General features: G+C 67.3%; 15 protein-coding genes and 1 pseudogene. 6 read left to right on the top strand and 10 right to left on the bottom strand.

Annotated elements, in window-relative coordinates:
- Positions 1-94: 94 nt before the first annotated feature.
- From KZ686_RS15785 to KZ686_RS15770, 4 genes are read right to left on the bottom strand one after another with little or no spacing between them, the layout of a single operon-like run.
- Positions 95-1,159: an ABC transporter ATP-binding protein gene (locus KZ686_RS15785; protein ID WP_265634087.1), complete on the bottom strand. Its 1,065-nt coding sequence runs from the start codon at positions 1,157-1,159 to the stop codon at positions 95-97.
- 34 nt (positions 1,160-1,193) lie between these two features.
- A complete protein-coding gene (locus KZ686_RS15780; RefSeq protein WP_265634085.1) occupies positions 1,194-2,081 on the bottom strand; it encodes an ABC transporter permease in 888 nt (295 codons plus the stop codon).
- 16 nt (positions 2,082-2,097) lie between these two features.
- Positions 2,098-3,048 carry an ABC transporter permease gene (locus tag KZ686_RS15775; protein ID WP_226105555.1) on the bottom strand — a complete coding sequence of 317 codons (951 nt, stop codon included), beginning with the start codon at positions 3,046-3,048 and terminating at the stop codon, positions 2,098-2,100.
- A gap of 33 nt (positions 3,049-3,081) precedes the next feature.
- A complete protein-coding gene (locus tag KZ686_RS15770; protein WP_226105557.1) occupies positions 3,082-4,659 on the bottom strand; it encodes an ABC transporter substrate-binding protein in 1,578 nt (525 codons plus the stop codon).
- Here KZ686_RS15770 and KZ686_RS15765 point away from each other — a divergent pair.
- The 4 genes from KZ686_RS15765 to KZ686_RS15750 all read left to right on the top strand — a co-directional run bounded on the left by KZ686_RS15765 (position 4,631) and on the right by KZ686_RS15750 (position 8,760).
- Positions 4,631-4,822, top strand: a complete 192-nt coding sequence (locus tag KZ686_RS15765) for a hypothetical protein (protein ID WP_265634082.1) — start codon at positions 4,631-4,633, stop codon at positions 4,820-4,822. The genes KZ686_RS15770 and KZ686_RS15765 overlap by 29 nt on opposite strands.
- Positions 4,823-5,140: 318 nt before the next feature.
- Positions 5,141-6,256: an NADH:flavin oxidoreductase/NADH oxidase gene (locus tag KZ686_RS15760; RefSeq protein ID WP_265634080.1), complete on the top strand. Its 1,116-nt coding sequence runs from the start codon at positions 5,141-5,143 to the stop codon at positions 6,254-6,256.
- 259 nt (positions 6,257-6,515) lie between these two features.
- Positions 6,516-7,895 carry an APC family permease gene (locus tag KZ686_RS15755; RefSeq protein WP_265634079.1) on the top strand — a complete coding sequence of 460 codons (1,380 nt, stop codon included), beginning with the start codon at positions 6,516-6,518 and terminating at the stop codon, positions 7,893-7,895.
- 22 nt (positions 7,896-7,917) lie between these two features.
- Positions 7,918-8,760, top strand: coding sequence for a class I SAM-dependent methyltransferase (locus tag KZ686_RS15750; protein ID WP_265634078.1), 843 nt, complete (start codon positions 7,918-7,920; stop codon positions 8,758-8,760).
- A 137-nt stretch (positions 8,761-8,897) separates the two neighbouring features.
- On the opposite strand, the gene KZ686_RS15745 is transcribed toward KZ686_RS15750, so the two are convergent.
- The 6 genes from KZ686_RS15745 to KZ686_RS15720 all read right to left on the bottom strand — a co-directional run bounded on the left by KZ686_RS15745 (position 8,898) and on the right by KZ686_RS15720 (position 13,985).
- A complete protein-coding gene (locus KZ686_RS15745) occupies positions 8,898-9,896 on the bottom strand; it encodes a tripartite tricarboxylate transporter substrate binding protein (RefSeq protein ID WP_150083721.1) in 999 nt (332 codons plus the stop codon).
- 75 nt (positions 9,897-9,971) lie between these two features.
- Entirely contained in the window at positions 9,972-10,535 is a 564-nt protein-coding gene (locus KZ686_RS15740) for a carboxymuconolactone decarboxylase family protein (RefSeq protein ID WP_265634076.1), read from the bottom strand.
- A gap of 19 nt (positions 10,536-10,554) precedes the next feature.
- The gene (locus tag KZ686_RS15735) at positions 10,555-11,427 is read right to left on the bottom strand and encodes an SDR family NAD(P)-dependent oxidoreductase (RefSeq protein WP_149318305.1); all 873 of its coding nucleotides are present in this window, start codon (positions 11,425-11,427) and stop codon (positions 10,555-10,557) included.
- Positions 11,428-11,499: 72 nt separating this feature from the next.
- Complete coding sequence (locus KZ686_RS15730; RefSeq protein ID WP_265634074.1) at positions 11,500-12,351, bottom strand: SDR family NAD(P)-dependent oxidoreductase; 852 nt, start codon at positions 12,349-12,351, stop codon at positions 11,500-11,502.
- A gap of 76 nt (positions 12,352-12,427) precedes the next feature.
- On the bottom strand, positions 12,428-12,952 hold the full coding sequence (locus tag KZ686_RS15725) for a carboxymuconolactone decarboxylase family protein (protein ID WP_265634072.1): 525 nt from the start codon (positions 12,950-12,952) through the stop codon (positions 12,428-12,430).
- A gap of 529 nt (positions 12,953-13,481) precedes the next feature.
- On the bottom strand, positions 13,482-13,985 hold the full coding sequence (locus tag KZ686_RS15720; RefSeq protein ID WP_265635440.1) for a substrate-binding domain-containing protein: 504 nt from the start codon (positions 13,983-13,985) through the stop codon (positions 13,482-13,484).
- Between the two features lie 95 nt (positions 13,986-14,080).
- Between KZ686_RS15720 and hpsN the strand changes: the two are divergent.
- A pseudogene (gene hpsN, locus KZ686_RS15715) lies at positions 14,081-15,130 on the top strand (sulfopropanediol 3-dehydrogenase); the annotation flags it as partial.
- Between the two features lie 2 nt (positions 15,131-15,132).
- The gene (gene hpsO, locus KZ686_RS15710) at positions 15,133-15,924 is read left to right on the top strand and encodes a (S)-sulfopropanediol 2-dehydrogenase HpsO (protein ID WP_265634069.1); all 792 of its coding nucleotides are present in this window, start codon (positions 15,133-15,135) and stop codon (positions 15,922-15,924) included.
- Positions 15,925-15,958: the final 34 nt, after the last annotated feature.

Below are 15,958 nucleotides of genomic sequence, written 5' to 3'. Positions count from 1 at the left end.
GCGGCGGTGGAAGGGGTCGCGGACGAAGGCGCGGTGCAGGACGGCGCGGCGTCCGGCGTCGATGCGGATACGGTGGATTGCATGCCGGCCTCCGTCAGCAGGGAGCGGCGGCGATGGCCGCCGGCTGCCGTACCAGCGGGCGCGAATGGCCGCCGTCCGGGTCGGCCATCAGGCAGGCCACCGGATGACCGGCCATCGCGTCGGACAGCACGGGCGCGCGCTGTCCGCACACGGCTTCGGCCAAGCTGCAGCGCGGATGGAAACTGCATCCCGACGGCGGGTCGATCGGATTGGGCGGATCGCCGGCGAGCGGCGGCGCCAGCGTGCGCCGGGCCGGGTCCATCGACGGCATCGATGCCAGCAGGGCGCGCGTGTAGGGATGGGCGGGATCGGCGTAGATCGCCTCGGTATCGCCGATCTCGGCGACCTTGCCGAGGTACATCACCATCACGCGATCGCACAGATAGCGGATCACGTTGAGGTCGTGGCTGATGAAGACATAGGTCAGGTCGAACTCCGCCTTCAGGTCCAGCAGCAGGTTCAGCACCTGGGCCTCGACCGACTTGTCGAGCGCCGAGACCGCTTCGTCGAGGATCACGAGCCGGGGCCGCAGCACCAGCGCACGCGCGATATTGACGCGCTGACGCTGGCCGCCGGACAGCTCGTGCGGATAACGGCCGCCGAAGCGCAACGGCTCGAGGCCCACGCGGGCGAGAAGCTGGCGCGCCCGCTCGGTCGCCTCGCGCGCCGGAACGCCATGCACCCGCGCGGTGAAGGCGATCGATTCCTCCACGGTCACCCGCGGGTTCAGCGACGAATAGCTGTCCTGGAACACCATCTGCACCTGGCTGCGGTAGCGCTTGAGCGGCAGCTGGGCGGAACCGACGCCCAGCGCGTCGAAGATCAGCTCGCCACTGTCCTGCTCGATCAGTTGCATCAGCAGCCGCGCCGTGGTCGACTTGCCGCAGCCGGATTCGCCCACCACGCCGAGCGTCTCGCCCTTGAGCACGTCGAAGCTGACGCCGTCGACCGCGCGTACCGCGCCGGCGCGGCGCCCGGGAATCCTGCCTTTCAGCGGGAAATGCTTGACCAGGTCGCGCGCGATCACCAGCGGCTGCGCAGGGCCGCCGAGGTCGGCGTTCGGCGCGGAAAATGACATCGACATTGTCATCGACATAGACATCGGCATCGGCTCAGTCCTTGATTTCCATTGCCGAGCGGATGCCGTCGGCGAGCAGGTTGAACGAGATCGAGGTCACGAAGATCATCGCCCCGGGCAATGCGGCCACCCAAGGCTGGGTATAGATCGCGGTACGCAACGTGTTCAGCATCAGCCCCCATTCGGGCTCGGGAGGCTTGACGCCAAGGCCCAGGAACGACAGGCCGGAGGCCAGGATCATCGACACCGAGATCAGGCCGGTGGCGTACACGAAGATCGGTCCCAGCACGTTGTTCAGCACGTGCGCGCGCACGATGGTCAGGGCGGACGCCCCGGAGGCCCGTGCGGCGTCGACGAACTCGCGATGGCGTACCTGGGTGGTGACGCTCTCGGCCACGCGCGCGATCTGGGGGACGAAGACGATGGTCAGCGACAGCAGCGCATTGCCCACGCCGGCGCCGAGCGTGCCCGACAGCGCGATGGCGAGCAGCACCGACGGAAAGGCGTAGAAGATGTCGACCACCCGCATGATCGCGGTATTGGTCCAGCCGCCGGCATAGCCTGCCACGATGCCCAGCGCGCTGCCCAGCACGAAGGCGATCAGCACCGGCGTGATGCCCATGAACAGCGACAGCCGCGCGCCGAGGATCAGGCGCGACAGCATGTCGCGGCCGAGCTCGTCGGTGCCGAGCGGATAGCCCTCGGTGCCGATCGGCTTGAGCCGCTTCAGGATCGAGGACGCGTAGGGATCGGCCGGCATCAGCCACGGCGCCAGGATCGCGACGAGGATCAGCGCGAGCAGGATCAGGGCCGCGCCCATCGCCAGCCTGTTGCGCAACAGCCGGCGACCTACCGTGGTCCAGTAGCCGGGGGAGCGCTCCACCGCGGCGGGCGCCGCGGCATTGTCCAGCGTCATTTCCATGGCGTGCTCCGGATGGCTAGTTGCGCTGGATGCGCGGATCGAACAGCGTCTGCAGCGCGTCCACCGCCAGGTTCAGCAGCACGAAGAACACGGCCAGCACGAGGATCGTGCCTTGCAGCAGCGGAAAATCGCGCTGGAAGATCGCCGAGTTCAGCAGGAAGCCGGTGCCGGGCCAGGCGAACACCGTCTCGATCAGGATCGAGCCGCCGAGCAGATAGCCAAGCTGCAGACCCATCACCGACAGCGCGGTCGGGGCGACGTTCTTGACCACGTGACGGAACACCGCCAGGTCGGACAGGCCCCGTGCCTTCAGGCCGACGATGAACTCGTTCGACAGGATCTCCGCCACCAGCGCCCGGATGGTCCGCGCGACGATGCCCATCGGAATCACCGACATCGTGATCGCCGGCAGCAGCATGTACTGGACGTGTTCCCAGTTCCAGCTCCAGTCGCCCGAGCCGCCCGGTCCGGCGCCCGTCGCCGGCAGCCAGCCCAGCATCACCGAGAACACGATGGCCAGCACCATGCCCAGCCAGTAATGCGGCACGCTGACGCCGAATACCGACAGGAACGAAGCCGCGCGGTCGACCGCCGAATCGCGCAGGTAGCCGGCGACGAAGCCGAACAGGCAGCCGAAGGTAAAGCCGATCAGCGTGGCCACTGCCGCCAGCCGGACCGAATTGACGACCGCGGTGGCGACCTCCTGCATCACCGGGCGGCTGGTGGCGATCGACGTGCCCAGGTCGCCGTGCAGCGCGCGCGTCAGCCAGTGCACGAATTGCTCGATGAAGGGCTTGTCGAAGCCGTACAGCGCGGCCAGCTGCTGGCGCATCTCCTCGGAGGCATCGGGAGGCAGTACCGACACCAGCGGATCGCCCGGCGCGATATGCACCAGCGAGAAGCACAGCAGCGCGACGCCCAGCAGGATGGGCAAGGCATACAGCGCGCGGCGAAGCAGGTAGGACATGATGGCGGGTCCGGGGCAGTCGGTCGCGTTCGATCAGTCCATCGACATCGTGGCGATGTCGATGAACCAGCTTTGCGGCTGCACCACGCCCTTGACCTTCTTCGAGATCGCGCGCGGGCCGACGTCATGCGCGATCAGCACGAAGGGCGCCTCCTCGACGATGCGGGCATGCAGCTTGGCCAGCGCACTGTCGCGGCCCTTGTCGTCGAACGAGGTGCGCGCGGTCTCGATCAGCTTGTCGAACTCGGGATTGCTGAAGTAGCCCCAGTTGTTCGACACGGGCGGCTGCGTCTTGCTGCTGACGAAGCGCACCATGGCGAAGAATGGGTCCATCGCGGCGAAGCTGACGTTGATCGCATTGGCGCCGTGGGCGCTCGGGTCCTTGGCGCCGATGCGCCAGTTGGTAAACAGCGTGTTCCATTCGACCACGTCGAAATCGACGTCGATGAAGCACTCCTTCAGGTTCTGCTGCACGTACTCGTTCATCGGCAGCGGCTGCATCTGGCCGGAGCCCGAGGCGGAGACCTGCACCTTGACCTTGACCGGCTTGGCCGCCGAATAGCCCGCCTCCTGCATCAGCTTGCGTGCGCCGGCGGGGTCGTACCTGATGTCGAACTTGGGATTACCCCACCACGGATTGCCCGCCTCGACGATGCCCTTGGCCTCGGCCATGTAGCCGCCCAGCAGCGTCTTCAGGCCGGAGCGGTTCACGCACAGGTTGGCCGCCTGGCGCACGCGCTTGTCCAGCCAGGGCGAGCCGGGCGCGAACGACAGCTGCCACGGCCACATATGCGGCTGCGCGTTGGCGTAGACCTGGAAGCCACGGCTCTTGATCTGCGCGATGGCGTCCGGTGCGGGTGCCTCGATCCAGTCGACCTGCCCGGACAGCAGCGCCGCGGTGCGCGCGTTGGCCTCCGGCATCGGCATCATCACGACCTTGTCGATCCTCGGCACGCGCTTCGCGTCCCAGTACTGGGCGTTCCTGACGACCTCGAGGCGCTCGCGCGGCACGAAGCGGCTCATCTTGAAGGGTCCGGTGCCCGCCGCGTCGGCGGCAAAGGCCACCCACGCCTGCTTGGAGCGCTCGACCGGGTCGGTGACCGAGGCCGGCACCGCGGCGAACTTCTTCTCCCATTGCGCGGGGGACGCCATGAACAGGTTGGTCAGGTTGTACGGCAAGAAGGAGTCGGGCTCGGAGGTGGTCAGCTCCACCGTCAGGTCGTCGATCTTGCGCGCCGAGCGCAGCGTCGGCATGCGCGATGCGGTCACGCCGACCTGGCTCGGGTCGAACTGCTTCGCGGTCTTGTCCAGTACCTTGCCGACGTTCCACACCACCGCATCGGCGTTGAATGGCGTGCCGTCATGGAACTTGACGTTGGGGCGCAGCTTGAAGACCCACTTCGTCTTGTCCTTCGCGTCCACCTTCCATTCGGTGGCGAGGCCCGGGATCAGCAGGCTCGGACCATCGCTCTTCGACAGATCCCATTGCGTCAGGCCGTCGTACATCGGAATGCCGCTGAAGCGGTTGCCCTCGAAGCCCTGGTCGGGCTGGCCCAGCGTGCGCGGAATGTCGGCGGCCGTCATGCCGATACGCAAGACCTTCTCGGCCATCGCGGACCCCGGCAAGGCCAGCAGCGACAGCGCGATCGCCGCGCCGATGGTGCCGAGCCTTGGGCGGGTGGCCGATGCCGAGGCGGCAGTGGGGGACGAAGCGGCGGTCGACATCGATGCGAAAGCGCAGGCGAAGCAGTTCACTGGCAAGGCTCCTGAGTAGGGAAGCGGCGGGAAGAGACGTCGGGACTGCCAAAGCAAGTGATATGCCATCGCCATTCCTGCACCGCCGCGGCGATGGCGCGGAGCGTCCCGCTCGAAACGCGGCGAGGCGGTCAGCGGGAATCAGGGGCGGCACCCTCGGCGGGCACCATCGGCGGGAGTCGCAGCACCACGATCGGCGGGCCACGCACCAGGATGCGTCGGTCAGGGCCGTGCCCGCTCCCTGCAGCAAACGCTCAGTTGCCCCACAATGCCTGCCTGGCCCGCCTGGCAAGCCCGGGACAGGGCCGATTCCAACCCGAACAAGAAGAGGTTCTCGATGTCCGCTCTCTTTACCCCGCTGCAGATCGGCAAGCTGCAGCTCGACAACCGCATCCTGATCGCGCCGATGTGCCAGTACTCGGCGGAGCAGGGCAATGCCACCGACTGGCACCTGATCCATCTCGGCCATCTGGCGTTGTCCGGCGCCGGCATGCTGATTCTCGAAGCCACCGCGGTCTCGCCGCAGGGCCGCATCACCCCCTACGACCTGGGCTTGTACTCGGACGACAACGAGGCGGCGCTGGCCCGCGTGCTGAAGGCGGTGCGCGCGTATTCGCCGATCAAGATCGCGATGCAGATCGCGCATGCGGGCCGCAAGGCGTCGAGCCGCGCGCCGTGGGATGGCGGCTCGCAGATTCGCCCGGACGAGCCGCAGGGCTGGCTGACCGAGGCGCCGTCCGCGGTTCCCCATGGGCCGAACGAAGTCCCGCCGGTTGCGCTGGACCGCGCCGGCCTCGAGCGCGTCAAGCGCGATTTCGTCGAGACCGCGAAGCGCGCTGCGCGCCTGGGCATCGATGCGATCGAGATCCACGCCGCGCATGGCTATCTGCTGCATCAGTTCCTGTCGCCGATCGCGAACCATCGCGACGACGAGTACGGCGGCAGCCTGGAGAACCGGATGCGTTTTCCGCTGGAAGTGTTCGATGCGGTGCGTGCCGTTTTCCCGGCCGACCGTCCCGTGTGGGCGCGCATCTCGGCGACCGACTGGGTGCCGAACGGCTGGGATATCGAGGGCACGGTGGCGATCTCGAAGGAGCTGGCCCGGCGGGGCTGCGCGGCGATCCATGTGACGACGGGCGGCGTGTCGCCGCAGCAGGCGATCAAGCTGGGACCGGGCTATCAGGTCCCGTACGCGCAGCGGGTCAAGGCCGAGGTGGGACTGCCGACCATCGCGGTCGGGCTGATCACCGAGCCGGAGCAGGCCGAGAGCATCATCGCCAACGGCGAGGCGGATGCCGTGTCGCTGGCCCGGGCGATGCTGTATGACCCGCGCTGGCCGTGGCACGCCGCGGCAAAGCTCGGCGCGCAGGTCCAGGCGCCGAAGCAGTACTGGCGTTCGCAGCCGCGCGAGTTCAAGGACCTGTTCGCGGGTGCGGCTTTCGGCCAACGTTGAATGACACCGATGTCATTTTCGGCGGGTTTGGAGCGTCCCCCTCGTCACGTCGAATGACCGGGCCGCGGAGGAGGCCGCCGCACCCCTAGTCACCCCTTCGGATGTTTCGTATTGTGGACAGGCAGACAAGTTCGCTGCCTGCCACGGCAGCGATGCGAGCGCGGAATGCAGGCCCCGGAATGCGCGCCCCGGAATGCAGGTTCCGGAATGCAAGCGCATTTCGCAAGCCGATTTCGCTCCATCCGTCCGAGGGATAGGGATGACCGATCCGAACCAGCCCCGACCGCAGGGCATCCTGTCGGTCTTCGATGCCATCACGATCATGGTGGGCCTCGTCCTCGGGGTTGGGATCTTCCGCACGCCGTCGATCGTCGCGGGCAGCGTCGATTCCGAGGCGATGTTCATCGTGGTCTGGATCGTCGGCGGCATCATCACCTTCATCGGCGCGCTGTGCTACGCCGAACTGTCGGCGGCCCATCCCAACGCCGGCGGCGAATACCACTTCCTGTCGCGTGCCTACGGCCGCTCCACCGCGATGATGTTCGGCTGGGCGCGCTGTACCGTCATCCAGACCGGCGCGATTGCGGCGGTCGCCTTCATGCTGGGCGACTACGTGGCGCAGCTGCTGCCTGCCGGTCTGTTCGGCCCTCTTGATCCCTTCAGCCCGGCGATCTATGCCGCGTTGGCCGTGATCGTGCTGACCGGGATCAATGTGATCGGCACCATCGAGGGCAAGAACCTGCAGGTGGTGGTGACCTTCCTGGAGATCGGCGCCATCGGCGCGATCATCCTGTTCGGGCTGTTCGGCTCGCCGGAGACTGCCGAACGCACCGCGCCTGCGATACCGCCGGAGACCGCGGCGATCGGCATGGCGATGATCTTCGTGCTGTTGACCTATGGCGGCTGGAACGAGGCGGCCTATCTGACCGGCGAACTGAAGGACGCGCCGCGCAATATCGCCAAGGTGCTGGCGGGCGGCACGGTCCTGCTGGTGGTGCTGTATACGCTGGCCAACCTCGCCTTGCTGTCGGTCCTGGGGCTGGACGGGCTGCGCCAGTCCAATGCGGTGGCCGCCGACATGATGCGCGTGGTGGCGGGGCCGATCGGCGAGCGCGTGGTCACGGCGGCCATCGTGGTCGCCGCGATCTCGACGCTGAACGCCACCATCTTTACCGGCTCGCGCGTGTTCTACGCGATGGCGCGCGACATGACCGTCATGCAATGGGTCGGCATCTGGAACGGCCGCGGCAAGACGCCGGCCAATGGCCAGATCGCGCAGGGGATCATCGCGCTGGCGCTGATCGCGGTGGGGGCGATCACGCGCGACGGCTTCAAGGCGATGGTCGACTACACCGCGCCGGTGTTCTGGGGCTTTCTGCTGCTGGTCGGCCTCTCGCTGTTCGTGCTGCGCTGGCGCCATCCCGGCCGCGCCTTGCCGTATCGCGTGCCGCTGTATCCGATCACGCCGATCATCTTCTGCCTGACCTGCCTGTACATGCTGTATGCCAGCGTGGCCTATACCGGCGCCGCGGCGCTGATCGGGGTCGCGATGCTCGCCGCGGGCGCGCCGATCCTGCTGTTCAAGCGCAAGCAGGTCGAAGCCGCGGAGAGACAGGATGCTTCACCGGACCCCATGTGACCCTCAGAACAGGAGAACGTCGATGACGATCTTGCACAAGTCCTTCGTCGCTGCCGCGCTTGTCGCCGCGGGGGCGATGGCATTCAGCGGACCCGGATTGGCGCAGACGGAGACGGCGTCCGAGGTGACCTCGGTCTACAAGCCGTCCGTCGGTCAGTCCGGCAAGGACGTGGTGTGGGTGCCGACCTCGCAGGCGCTGGTCGACCGCATGCTGGACATGGCCGAGCTCACGCCAAGGGACCATCTGGTCGACCTCGGCTCGGGCGATGGCCGGCTGGTGATCACCGCGGCCAAGCGCGGCGCCAGCGCGCGCGGCATCGAGTTCAATCCCGACCTGGTGGCGCTGTCGCGCCGGACGGCGCAGGCCGAAGGCGTGGGCAATCGTGCGCGGTTCGACCAGGGCGATATCTTCAAGTCGGACTTCTCGAACGCCACCGTGGTGACGCTGTTCCTGCTGCCGGACCTCAATCTCCGGCTGCGTCCGACCTTGCTGAACATGAAGCCGGGCACGCGCGTCGTCTCCAATACCTTCACGATGGACGACTGGGAGCCCGACGAGACGGCGCAGGTCACGCAGGGTTGCGCGGGGCACTGCACCGCTTACAAATGGGTGATTCCCGCCAAGGTGCAGGGGACCTGGCGGATGGGCGACAAGCAGCTGGTGCTGACGCAGAAGTACCAGATGGTCGAAGGGACGCTGCGCGAGGAAGGCGCCAGCACGCCGATCAGCGACGGCCGCATCGCGGGAACGAAGATCACGTTCGTGGCCGGTGATCAGCGTTATACCGGCGAGATCAGCGGCAGGACGATGCAGGGCACGACCGAAGGGGGAGGGCGCTGGAACGCGACCTTGATGAAGCCTTGACCGACGTCGCCACGCATGGCATTGGCGGATAGCATCGGAAGGCTCCACGTCGAGCAGGGCGGCAAGCGACCCGCCACACCATCGTCTGGCCATGGTCGCGCCGTCGCCGCCCATCTCGGTGTCATGGCGGCCGAATGCTACTCCCGCTTTGGCAGGCTCGCGATCAGCGATTTGTAGAGCGTCACCTCCTCGGTGATCATGCGCTGAATCGCGGGCAGGTCGTCCAGCATGGGTTCGGACCCGTTCGCACGGAGCGAGGCCGGGTACTCGCGGCCATTGAGCACGCGGCGGATCGCGGTCCTAAGCTTCTCGGTGACCGGGGCCGGCGTTTCGCTGCGCACCAGGAACACATCCCAGCTGTAGTAGGAGAAATCGGGATACCCGCTCTCGGCCACCGTCGGAACGTCAGGGTAATTGACATGCCGCGACGTGCCCGTTACTGCGAGCGGGCGGATTTTTCCGGTCTTGATCAGCTCCTGTGTCGCCGTGGCATCGCCATACGCCATGTCGATGCGCCCGGCCACCAGATCGGGCAGCGCCATCGGGTATCCCTTGTAAGGGACGTTCTGCAGGTGGATGCCCACCATCTTGGCCAGCCGCTGGGAGGTCAGGTAGTAGCCGTCGGAGTAAGTGCCGATGGTGATCGGGTTGGGCCTGGCCTTGGCGACCTGGGCCAGGTCGCGCATGGATTTGATCTCGGAATTGGCCGGCACGGTCAGGATGGCTTGCGCGCGCAGCATGCCGCCCGCGAGCTTGAAGTCCTTGACCGGATCGTAGGGCAGGGACCGGCCGAAGGCGAGCGGGATGGTCATTCCCGAGGAGCTGCCAACGAGCAACGTGTAGCCATCGGCCGGCGCCATCCGGGCGGCCGAGAACGCAATGGTGCCATTGGCGCCGGGGCGGTTTTCAACGACCACCGGCTGTTTCAGCTCCTTGGACAGCGCGTCGGCGAAATTGCGCGTGCTGGTATCCAGTCCATTGCCGGCAGGAAACATCAGGATGATCCTGAGCGGCCGATCCGGAAATCCCGTTTCCTGTGCCATGGCGCCGGCACTCGTCAACAGCGCGGCGCTGGCGGCGGCGCCGATCGCCAGGACGCAGATCTGTCGACGCGTCGCGATGAAATTCCTCTGCATTTTGATTGGTTCTCCTCCGTTTTTATGGCCATCGGGGTTGCCGATCCTGCGCGAACCCCGCACCGGTAGCCCCGCTCACATCCGTGCGCGATGCGCTTCGTAGCCAGGCTCCAGTTCGATTTCCATCGTTTGCAGGAAGCGGCCGACGCAGACATAGAAGCTCGCCGTCAACACCAGCTCGACAACGGCCGCATTGTCGAAGCCGCAGGCCTTGAGCTGCGTCACGGTCGCCTCCGAGGCGCTGGGGCCGAGCGTGACCTCCTCGGCCAGCTGCAGCACCGCGCGTTCGCTCGCATCGAACAGGTCGGTGTGGCGCCAGTGCGCGAGCGCATCGATCTGCGCATCGCTGACGCCGGCCTCGAGTGCCATCGGCAGGTGGTGTGCCCACTCGTAAGCCGTGCCGGCGACCTGCGCGCCGCGCAGGATCAGCAGTTCGCGCAACGGACGCGAAGTCCTGGCGTTCAGGCGCAGCGGCCACGCAGAGTCGAGCCAGGCGCGGAACATCTCGGGCGCGGTGCCCAGTACGCGGTAGAGATAGGGCATCTTGAAGCCGGCCCCGCGCGCCGCGCGAACGTGGTCGAACAGGGCTTTCGCGGCGGTATCTTCAGGGTGCTCGGGCAACAGGGGAATGCGTGGCATGGGGGGTTCCGGAATGCGTTCAGGCGGACTTCGCCTGGGTCGCGGCATCGGGCTTCAGGCCGGGCGAGGGGGCGTTGCCCGCGGTGGTCCCCGCATCGACCGGGAAGATCACGCCGGTGACCCAGCGTGCCTCGTCGCTGGCCAGGTAGGCGACGGCGTGACCGACGTCCCAGCCGGAGCCTTCGGTTTGCAGCAGCGAGCGCTTGCGGCGTAGCTCGCGCACCTCCGGCGTCATCCGTCCGGCCACCATCGGCGTATAGACCATGCCGGGCGCGACGCAGTTGACGCGGATGCCCTCGACGCCGTGATGCGCGGCCATGGCGCGGGTCATGTTTACCACCGCCCCTTTGGAGGTCGGATAGAGCAGCGCGGGCGTACCGCCGATCAGCCCCGCCACCGAGGCAATGTTGACGATGGCGCCGCGGCCGATCTTGCGCATCTCGGGGATCGCGTACCTGGCCATCAGCATCATCGAGGTGACGTTGACGCGCAGCGCATGGTCCCACTGCTCGATGTCCAGCTCGACCGCGGTGCCGGCCGGCCCGCCGATGCCGACGTTGTTGACGAGGATGTCCACGCGGCCCCAGGCCTTGACGGCGGTGGCCACCGCCTCGCGGCATTGTTCGGCAACCGACACGTCGCATGCCGCGGCGAGCGCGGTGCCACCCTCGGCCGCAATCATGCGCTCGGTCTCGCGCGCCGCGTCCAGCTGCATGTCAAGGAGCAGCACGCGGGCGCCACGGCGCGCGAGCAGGATGGCCGCGGCGCGGCCATTGCCGATGTCGGCGGTGCGCGAGCCGGCGCCGGTGACGATGGCCACGCGGCCTTCGAGACTGCTGCTGGCCGGTTCGGAGTGGGGCGTGGTGAGGGCAGCGGAGGAAATGGTATTCATGATGGAGATGCCGAGCGATTGGAGGGGGCCGATGCCGAAGGCATGGTCAGCGTTTGAAGGCAGAAGACACGTTCAGGCGCGCGCCACGCCGACACCAAGCCCACCGTCGACCATCAGCGCATGGGCGTTGACGTAGCTCGATTCGTGCGAAATCAGGAACAGGCAGGCGTAGGCGACTTCCCAGCCGGTGCCCTGGCGGCCGAACGGTACGGCCGCTGCCCGGTTCGGCCGGCGGCGCGATGCATCCCGGCCCATCGGCGTATCCATCAGGCCCGGCAGCACCGCATTGCAGCGGATGCCCCTGGGCTCGCCCGCCACGGCGATCGCGCGCGCGAGCGCCACCTGCGCGGCCTTCGACGATTCGTAGGCCGGATTGCGCCCGGTGTTTCGCACCGCCGCGAGGGAGGACATCAGCACGATCGACGATCCCGGTGCCATCGCCTCCAGCGCCGCCTGGCTGAACAGCATGTGGCTGCGCACGTTGACCGCATACTCCTCATCCCAGTCGGCGGCGGTCTGGGTGGCGAGGGGCAGCGCCTTGGAGATCCCGACATTCAGTACCAGTCCGTCGAGCCCGCCCAGGCGCTCGGCGCAGCGCCGCACCAGCGGCGCGATGGCATCGGCGTCGCGTACATCGGCGACCTCGGCAAAGGCCTTTCCCCCTTCGCGCTCTACCTGCGCGCAGGTATGGTCGACGGCGGCCTTCGACATGTCGACGCAGGCCAGGGTGGCGCCTTCGCGTGCAAACAGCAGCGAGATCGCGCGGCCATTGCCGACCGGCGGATCGTCTTCGGGTATTTCTCGCTGGCCGGCGCCGATGACGAGTACGCGGCGGCCCTGCAGGCGGCCGCGGCCGGGCGCGCGGCCCAGCGTCTCGTCATGCATCTGAAGGCCCGGGTCGACTTCGTGGGGAGCAAGGTTCATGGCTTCGATCTGTCTTGTTGGCGGGGGAATGCGACGGTGCCCGATGTCGATCAACCGATCCGGTCAACCGATCCGGTCAAGCGATCGTGCCCGGCGGCTCGATGTCGACCTCGAAGTTCTCGAGAAAACGGCTCACCAGCATGTAGAAGCCGATCACCAGCGTCAGCTCGGCGACGACGCCAGGGCTCAGCCGCTCGCACAAGGCGTGGAACATCGCGTCGGGCGCTTTCACGTGCAACAGCACCTGGTCCGTGTAGGCCAGCACCATCTTCTCGGTCTCGTCGAGCGCGGAGGTATCGGCTCCTTGTTCGAGCGCGGCGATCTTCTCGTCGGCCAGTCCCACCCGGCGTGCCACGCGCTTGTGCTGGTGGACCTCGTAGCCGGCCCCGCTGAGGATGCCCACGCGCAGGATCGCAATCTCCCGCAGCTTCGAATCGAGCCCGTTCTCGCGCAGGATCGCGCCGCCCAGCGCCAGAAAGCCTTCGGCCGCCTTGCCCGCGTGCGGCAGCATGCGGTAGAGGTTCAGCGGCGGGCGCGAACCGATCAGGCGAAGATAGGACTCGGGGGCTTGCGACATGTCGAAGTACGGAATGCGGGCCATGGTTTTCCTTGAATCGGAGGGATCGACGAGGATCCGGGAGCACGCGTCTCGCCGCGGCGCCGCGCGCGAAACGCCCCCTTCCTCTGCATCGTTGGGCCGAAACAGAGGAAAGAGAATGGAGAGGTCCTTGCAAAGACCGCTACGGGAAGCGCGTGATGAATCGTTTCATTGCCGGGTTAAAAAAAGATCGAGTCCCTTTTTCGGCAGGTGACTCGATGCGATTTGCGGTACGTTCGAAGTATAGGTATGGATTCTTTTGCGAATCAATGTCCGGATGGATCGGTGTTTTCCCTTGCCTCCGCTCCGGTATGGTGTCCGGCGGTCCGTCGGGGCGCGATCACACTCGCTCTCCCGCTTGCCGGTGAGGATGGGGTGAGGGCGGGTGGTCGAGCAGCGACGGCCGCATCGCCGGCACCAGCATCTAGTTCGTCGCGGGCGATCAGCGTTATGCCGGCGAAATCAGCGGCAAGACCATGCAGGGCACCACCGAGGAGGGAGGCGCTGGAACGCGACGATGGTCAGGCCGCGATCAGGCGCGGACGGCCGGTGGCGCGGTGGTTTGACGCTCTACCAGCGTGACCGGCAGCTCGGTCCGGCCCGGCTCCACGCCGTCCTGCAGCCACGACAGCAGCGCCTGGGCGGCCATGCGGCCCAGCGTCGCGCTTTCGAGCGCAATGGTGGTCAGCGCGGGCGTGATCTCCGCGGAGATCGGCAGGTCGTCGCAGCCGACGATGGACAGCTGATCGGGCACCTGGATGCCCAACGCGGTTGCCTCGAACAGGCAGCCGAGCGCCAGCACATCGTTGCCGCAAAAGATGGCGGTCGGCCGGCTCGGCGACGCCTGCAGTATGTGGCGCAGGCCGGCACGGCCGCCGGCGAAGCTGTAGGGCTGCTCGCACAGCGCGCCGGCGTCCGGCTTGATCCGCAGTGCACGCAGCGTGCCGAGGAATCCTTCGGTACGTAGTCGCGCCCGATCGTTGTGTTGGGCAATCCCGGAGATCATGCCGAAGTCGCGGTGGCCAAGGTCATACAGGTGCCTGGCGGCCAGCGCGCCGATCTCGACGTTGTCGAAGCCGATACAGGGATAGTGGCTGGACAGCGACCAGGTCAGGATCGTCTTGATCCCCGCAGAAGGCGTCGCTGCAGGAGTTTTCGGTGGAACTGCACCCGGGCGTGACGGCAGGTCAGCGCGTGATTCCCGTCAACGTGGTCGGGTGCTATGCGCCCGCCGGCCGCTATGCGCATATCGCCTCCGCCTATATGGGCGTCGCGACGGCGAAGGCTGCGGGGGTCAGGACCGTAGTGGCATGCTCGAGCCCGTTCCGCGGCCAGGGTATCCATCCTCACGTTCTGTATGCCTTCCAGGCGGCGGGCGCGGACCTGATTCTGACCCTTGGCGGGGTGCAGGCCATCGCGACGATGGCGTACGGCCTCTTTACGGGAAAACCGGCCGACGTGGTGGTGGGCCCCGGCAACAAGTTCGTCGCGGAAGCCAAGCGCACGCTGTTCGGCCAGGTTGGCATCGACGTGTTCGCAGGGCCGTCGGAGGTTGCGGTCATCGCGGACGACAGCGCCGATGCCGCCATCGTGGCCAGCGATCTGGTCGGGCAAGCCGAACATGGGCACGAATCTCCCGCCTGGCTGTTCACGACATCGCGCGAGCTGGCCGAACGGGTGATGGCGCTGGTCCCGGACCTGATCGCCGCGTTGCCCCCGACAGCCAGGGATGCCGCGACTGCCGCGTGGCGCGACTACGGTGAGGTCATCCTGTGCGACAGCCGCGAAGCGGTCGCGGACATCTCCGACCGCTACGCGTCCGAACACCTGGAGGTCCATGCCCGCGATCTCGATTGGTGGCTCGCCAACCTGACGTGCTATGGCTCGCTGTTCCTCGGCGAGGAAACCACGGTGGCGTTCGGCGACAAGACCAGCGGGCCCAATCACGTGCTGCCCACCAAGGGGGCGGCCCGCTATTCGGGCGGCCTGTCGGTTCACAAGTTCATGAAGACCCTGACGTGGCAAAGGATGACGCGCGAGGCGACCCGGCAGATCGGGCAGGTCACCGCCCGCATCTCGCGCCTGGAGGGCATGGAGGCGCATGCGCGTACCGCCGACGACCGCATGGCGAAGTACTTTCCGGGTGCCCGCGCGGAGATGGGCGCGCCGGTGGAGGTCTGACCATGTCGGTCCTTGATGGCCCGGCATCCGCTACCCGGCTTGCCGCCGCGCTGAACGGCCGTCAGGCCCTTGTCACCGGCGGCAGCTCGGGAATCGGCGAGACGATCGCGATGGCGTTGGGCCGCGCCGGTGCGCGCATCCTGCTGGCCGCGCGCCGCCAGGCTCAGCTCGATGCCGCGGCGGGCCGGCTTGATGCGCTCGGGATAGCGGTCGACACGGCGGCCTGCGACGTCTCCGATCTCGACGCCATCCCGGCGGCCGTTGCGGCCATGCGGGACCGGCACGGGCATATCGATATCCTGGTCAATGCCGCGGGCATGAACCTGCGCGAGCCGTTTGAAGCGGTCACGCCCGCGTCCTGGCGCCTTCAGCTCGATACGCACCTCGGCGCGCCATTCATTCTGACCCAGGCGCTGGCGCCCGCGATGCGCGATGCCGGCTGGGGACGCATTCTGAACATCGCGTCGCTGCAGTCGTATCGGGCCTTCGCCAACAGCGCGCCATACGGCGCCGCCAAGGGCGGCATCGTCCAGCTGACGCGCGCCATCGCCGAGCGGTGGTCCTCGCATGGCATTACCTGCAATGCGATCGGACCGGGCTTCTTTCCGACCGCGCTGACCGGGCCGGTATTTGCCGACGCGGCGCTGGCACAGCATCACGCCGCCCGCACCTGCATCGGGCGCAATGGCGAACTGGCAGACCTGCAGGGGCTGGCGGCGTTTCTCGCCAGCGATATGGCGGCCTATATCACCGGCCAGACCTTCATGGTCGACGGAGGGTACACGGCGAAATAGGCAACGGCCGGCGCAGACGGCGAACCCGCACGCG

It is taken from the genome of Cupriavidus cauae, from assembly GCF_026210475.1.
GTDB lineage: Bacteria > Pseudomonadota > Gammaproteobacteria > Burkholderiales > Burkholderiaceae > Cupriavidus > Cupriavidus cauae.
The sequence above is the reverse complement of the archived record's forward strand: the minus strand, read 5'-3'. Positions and strand labels throughout refer to the sequence as shown.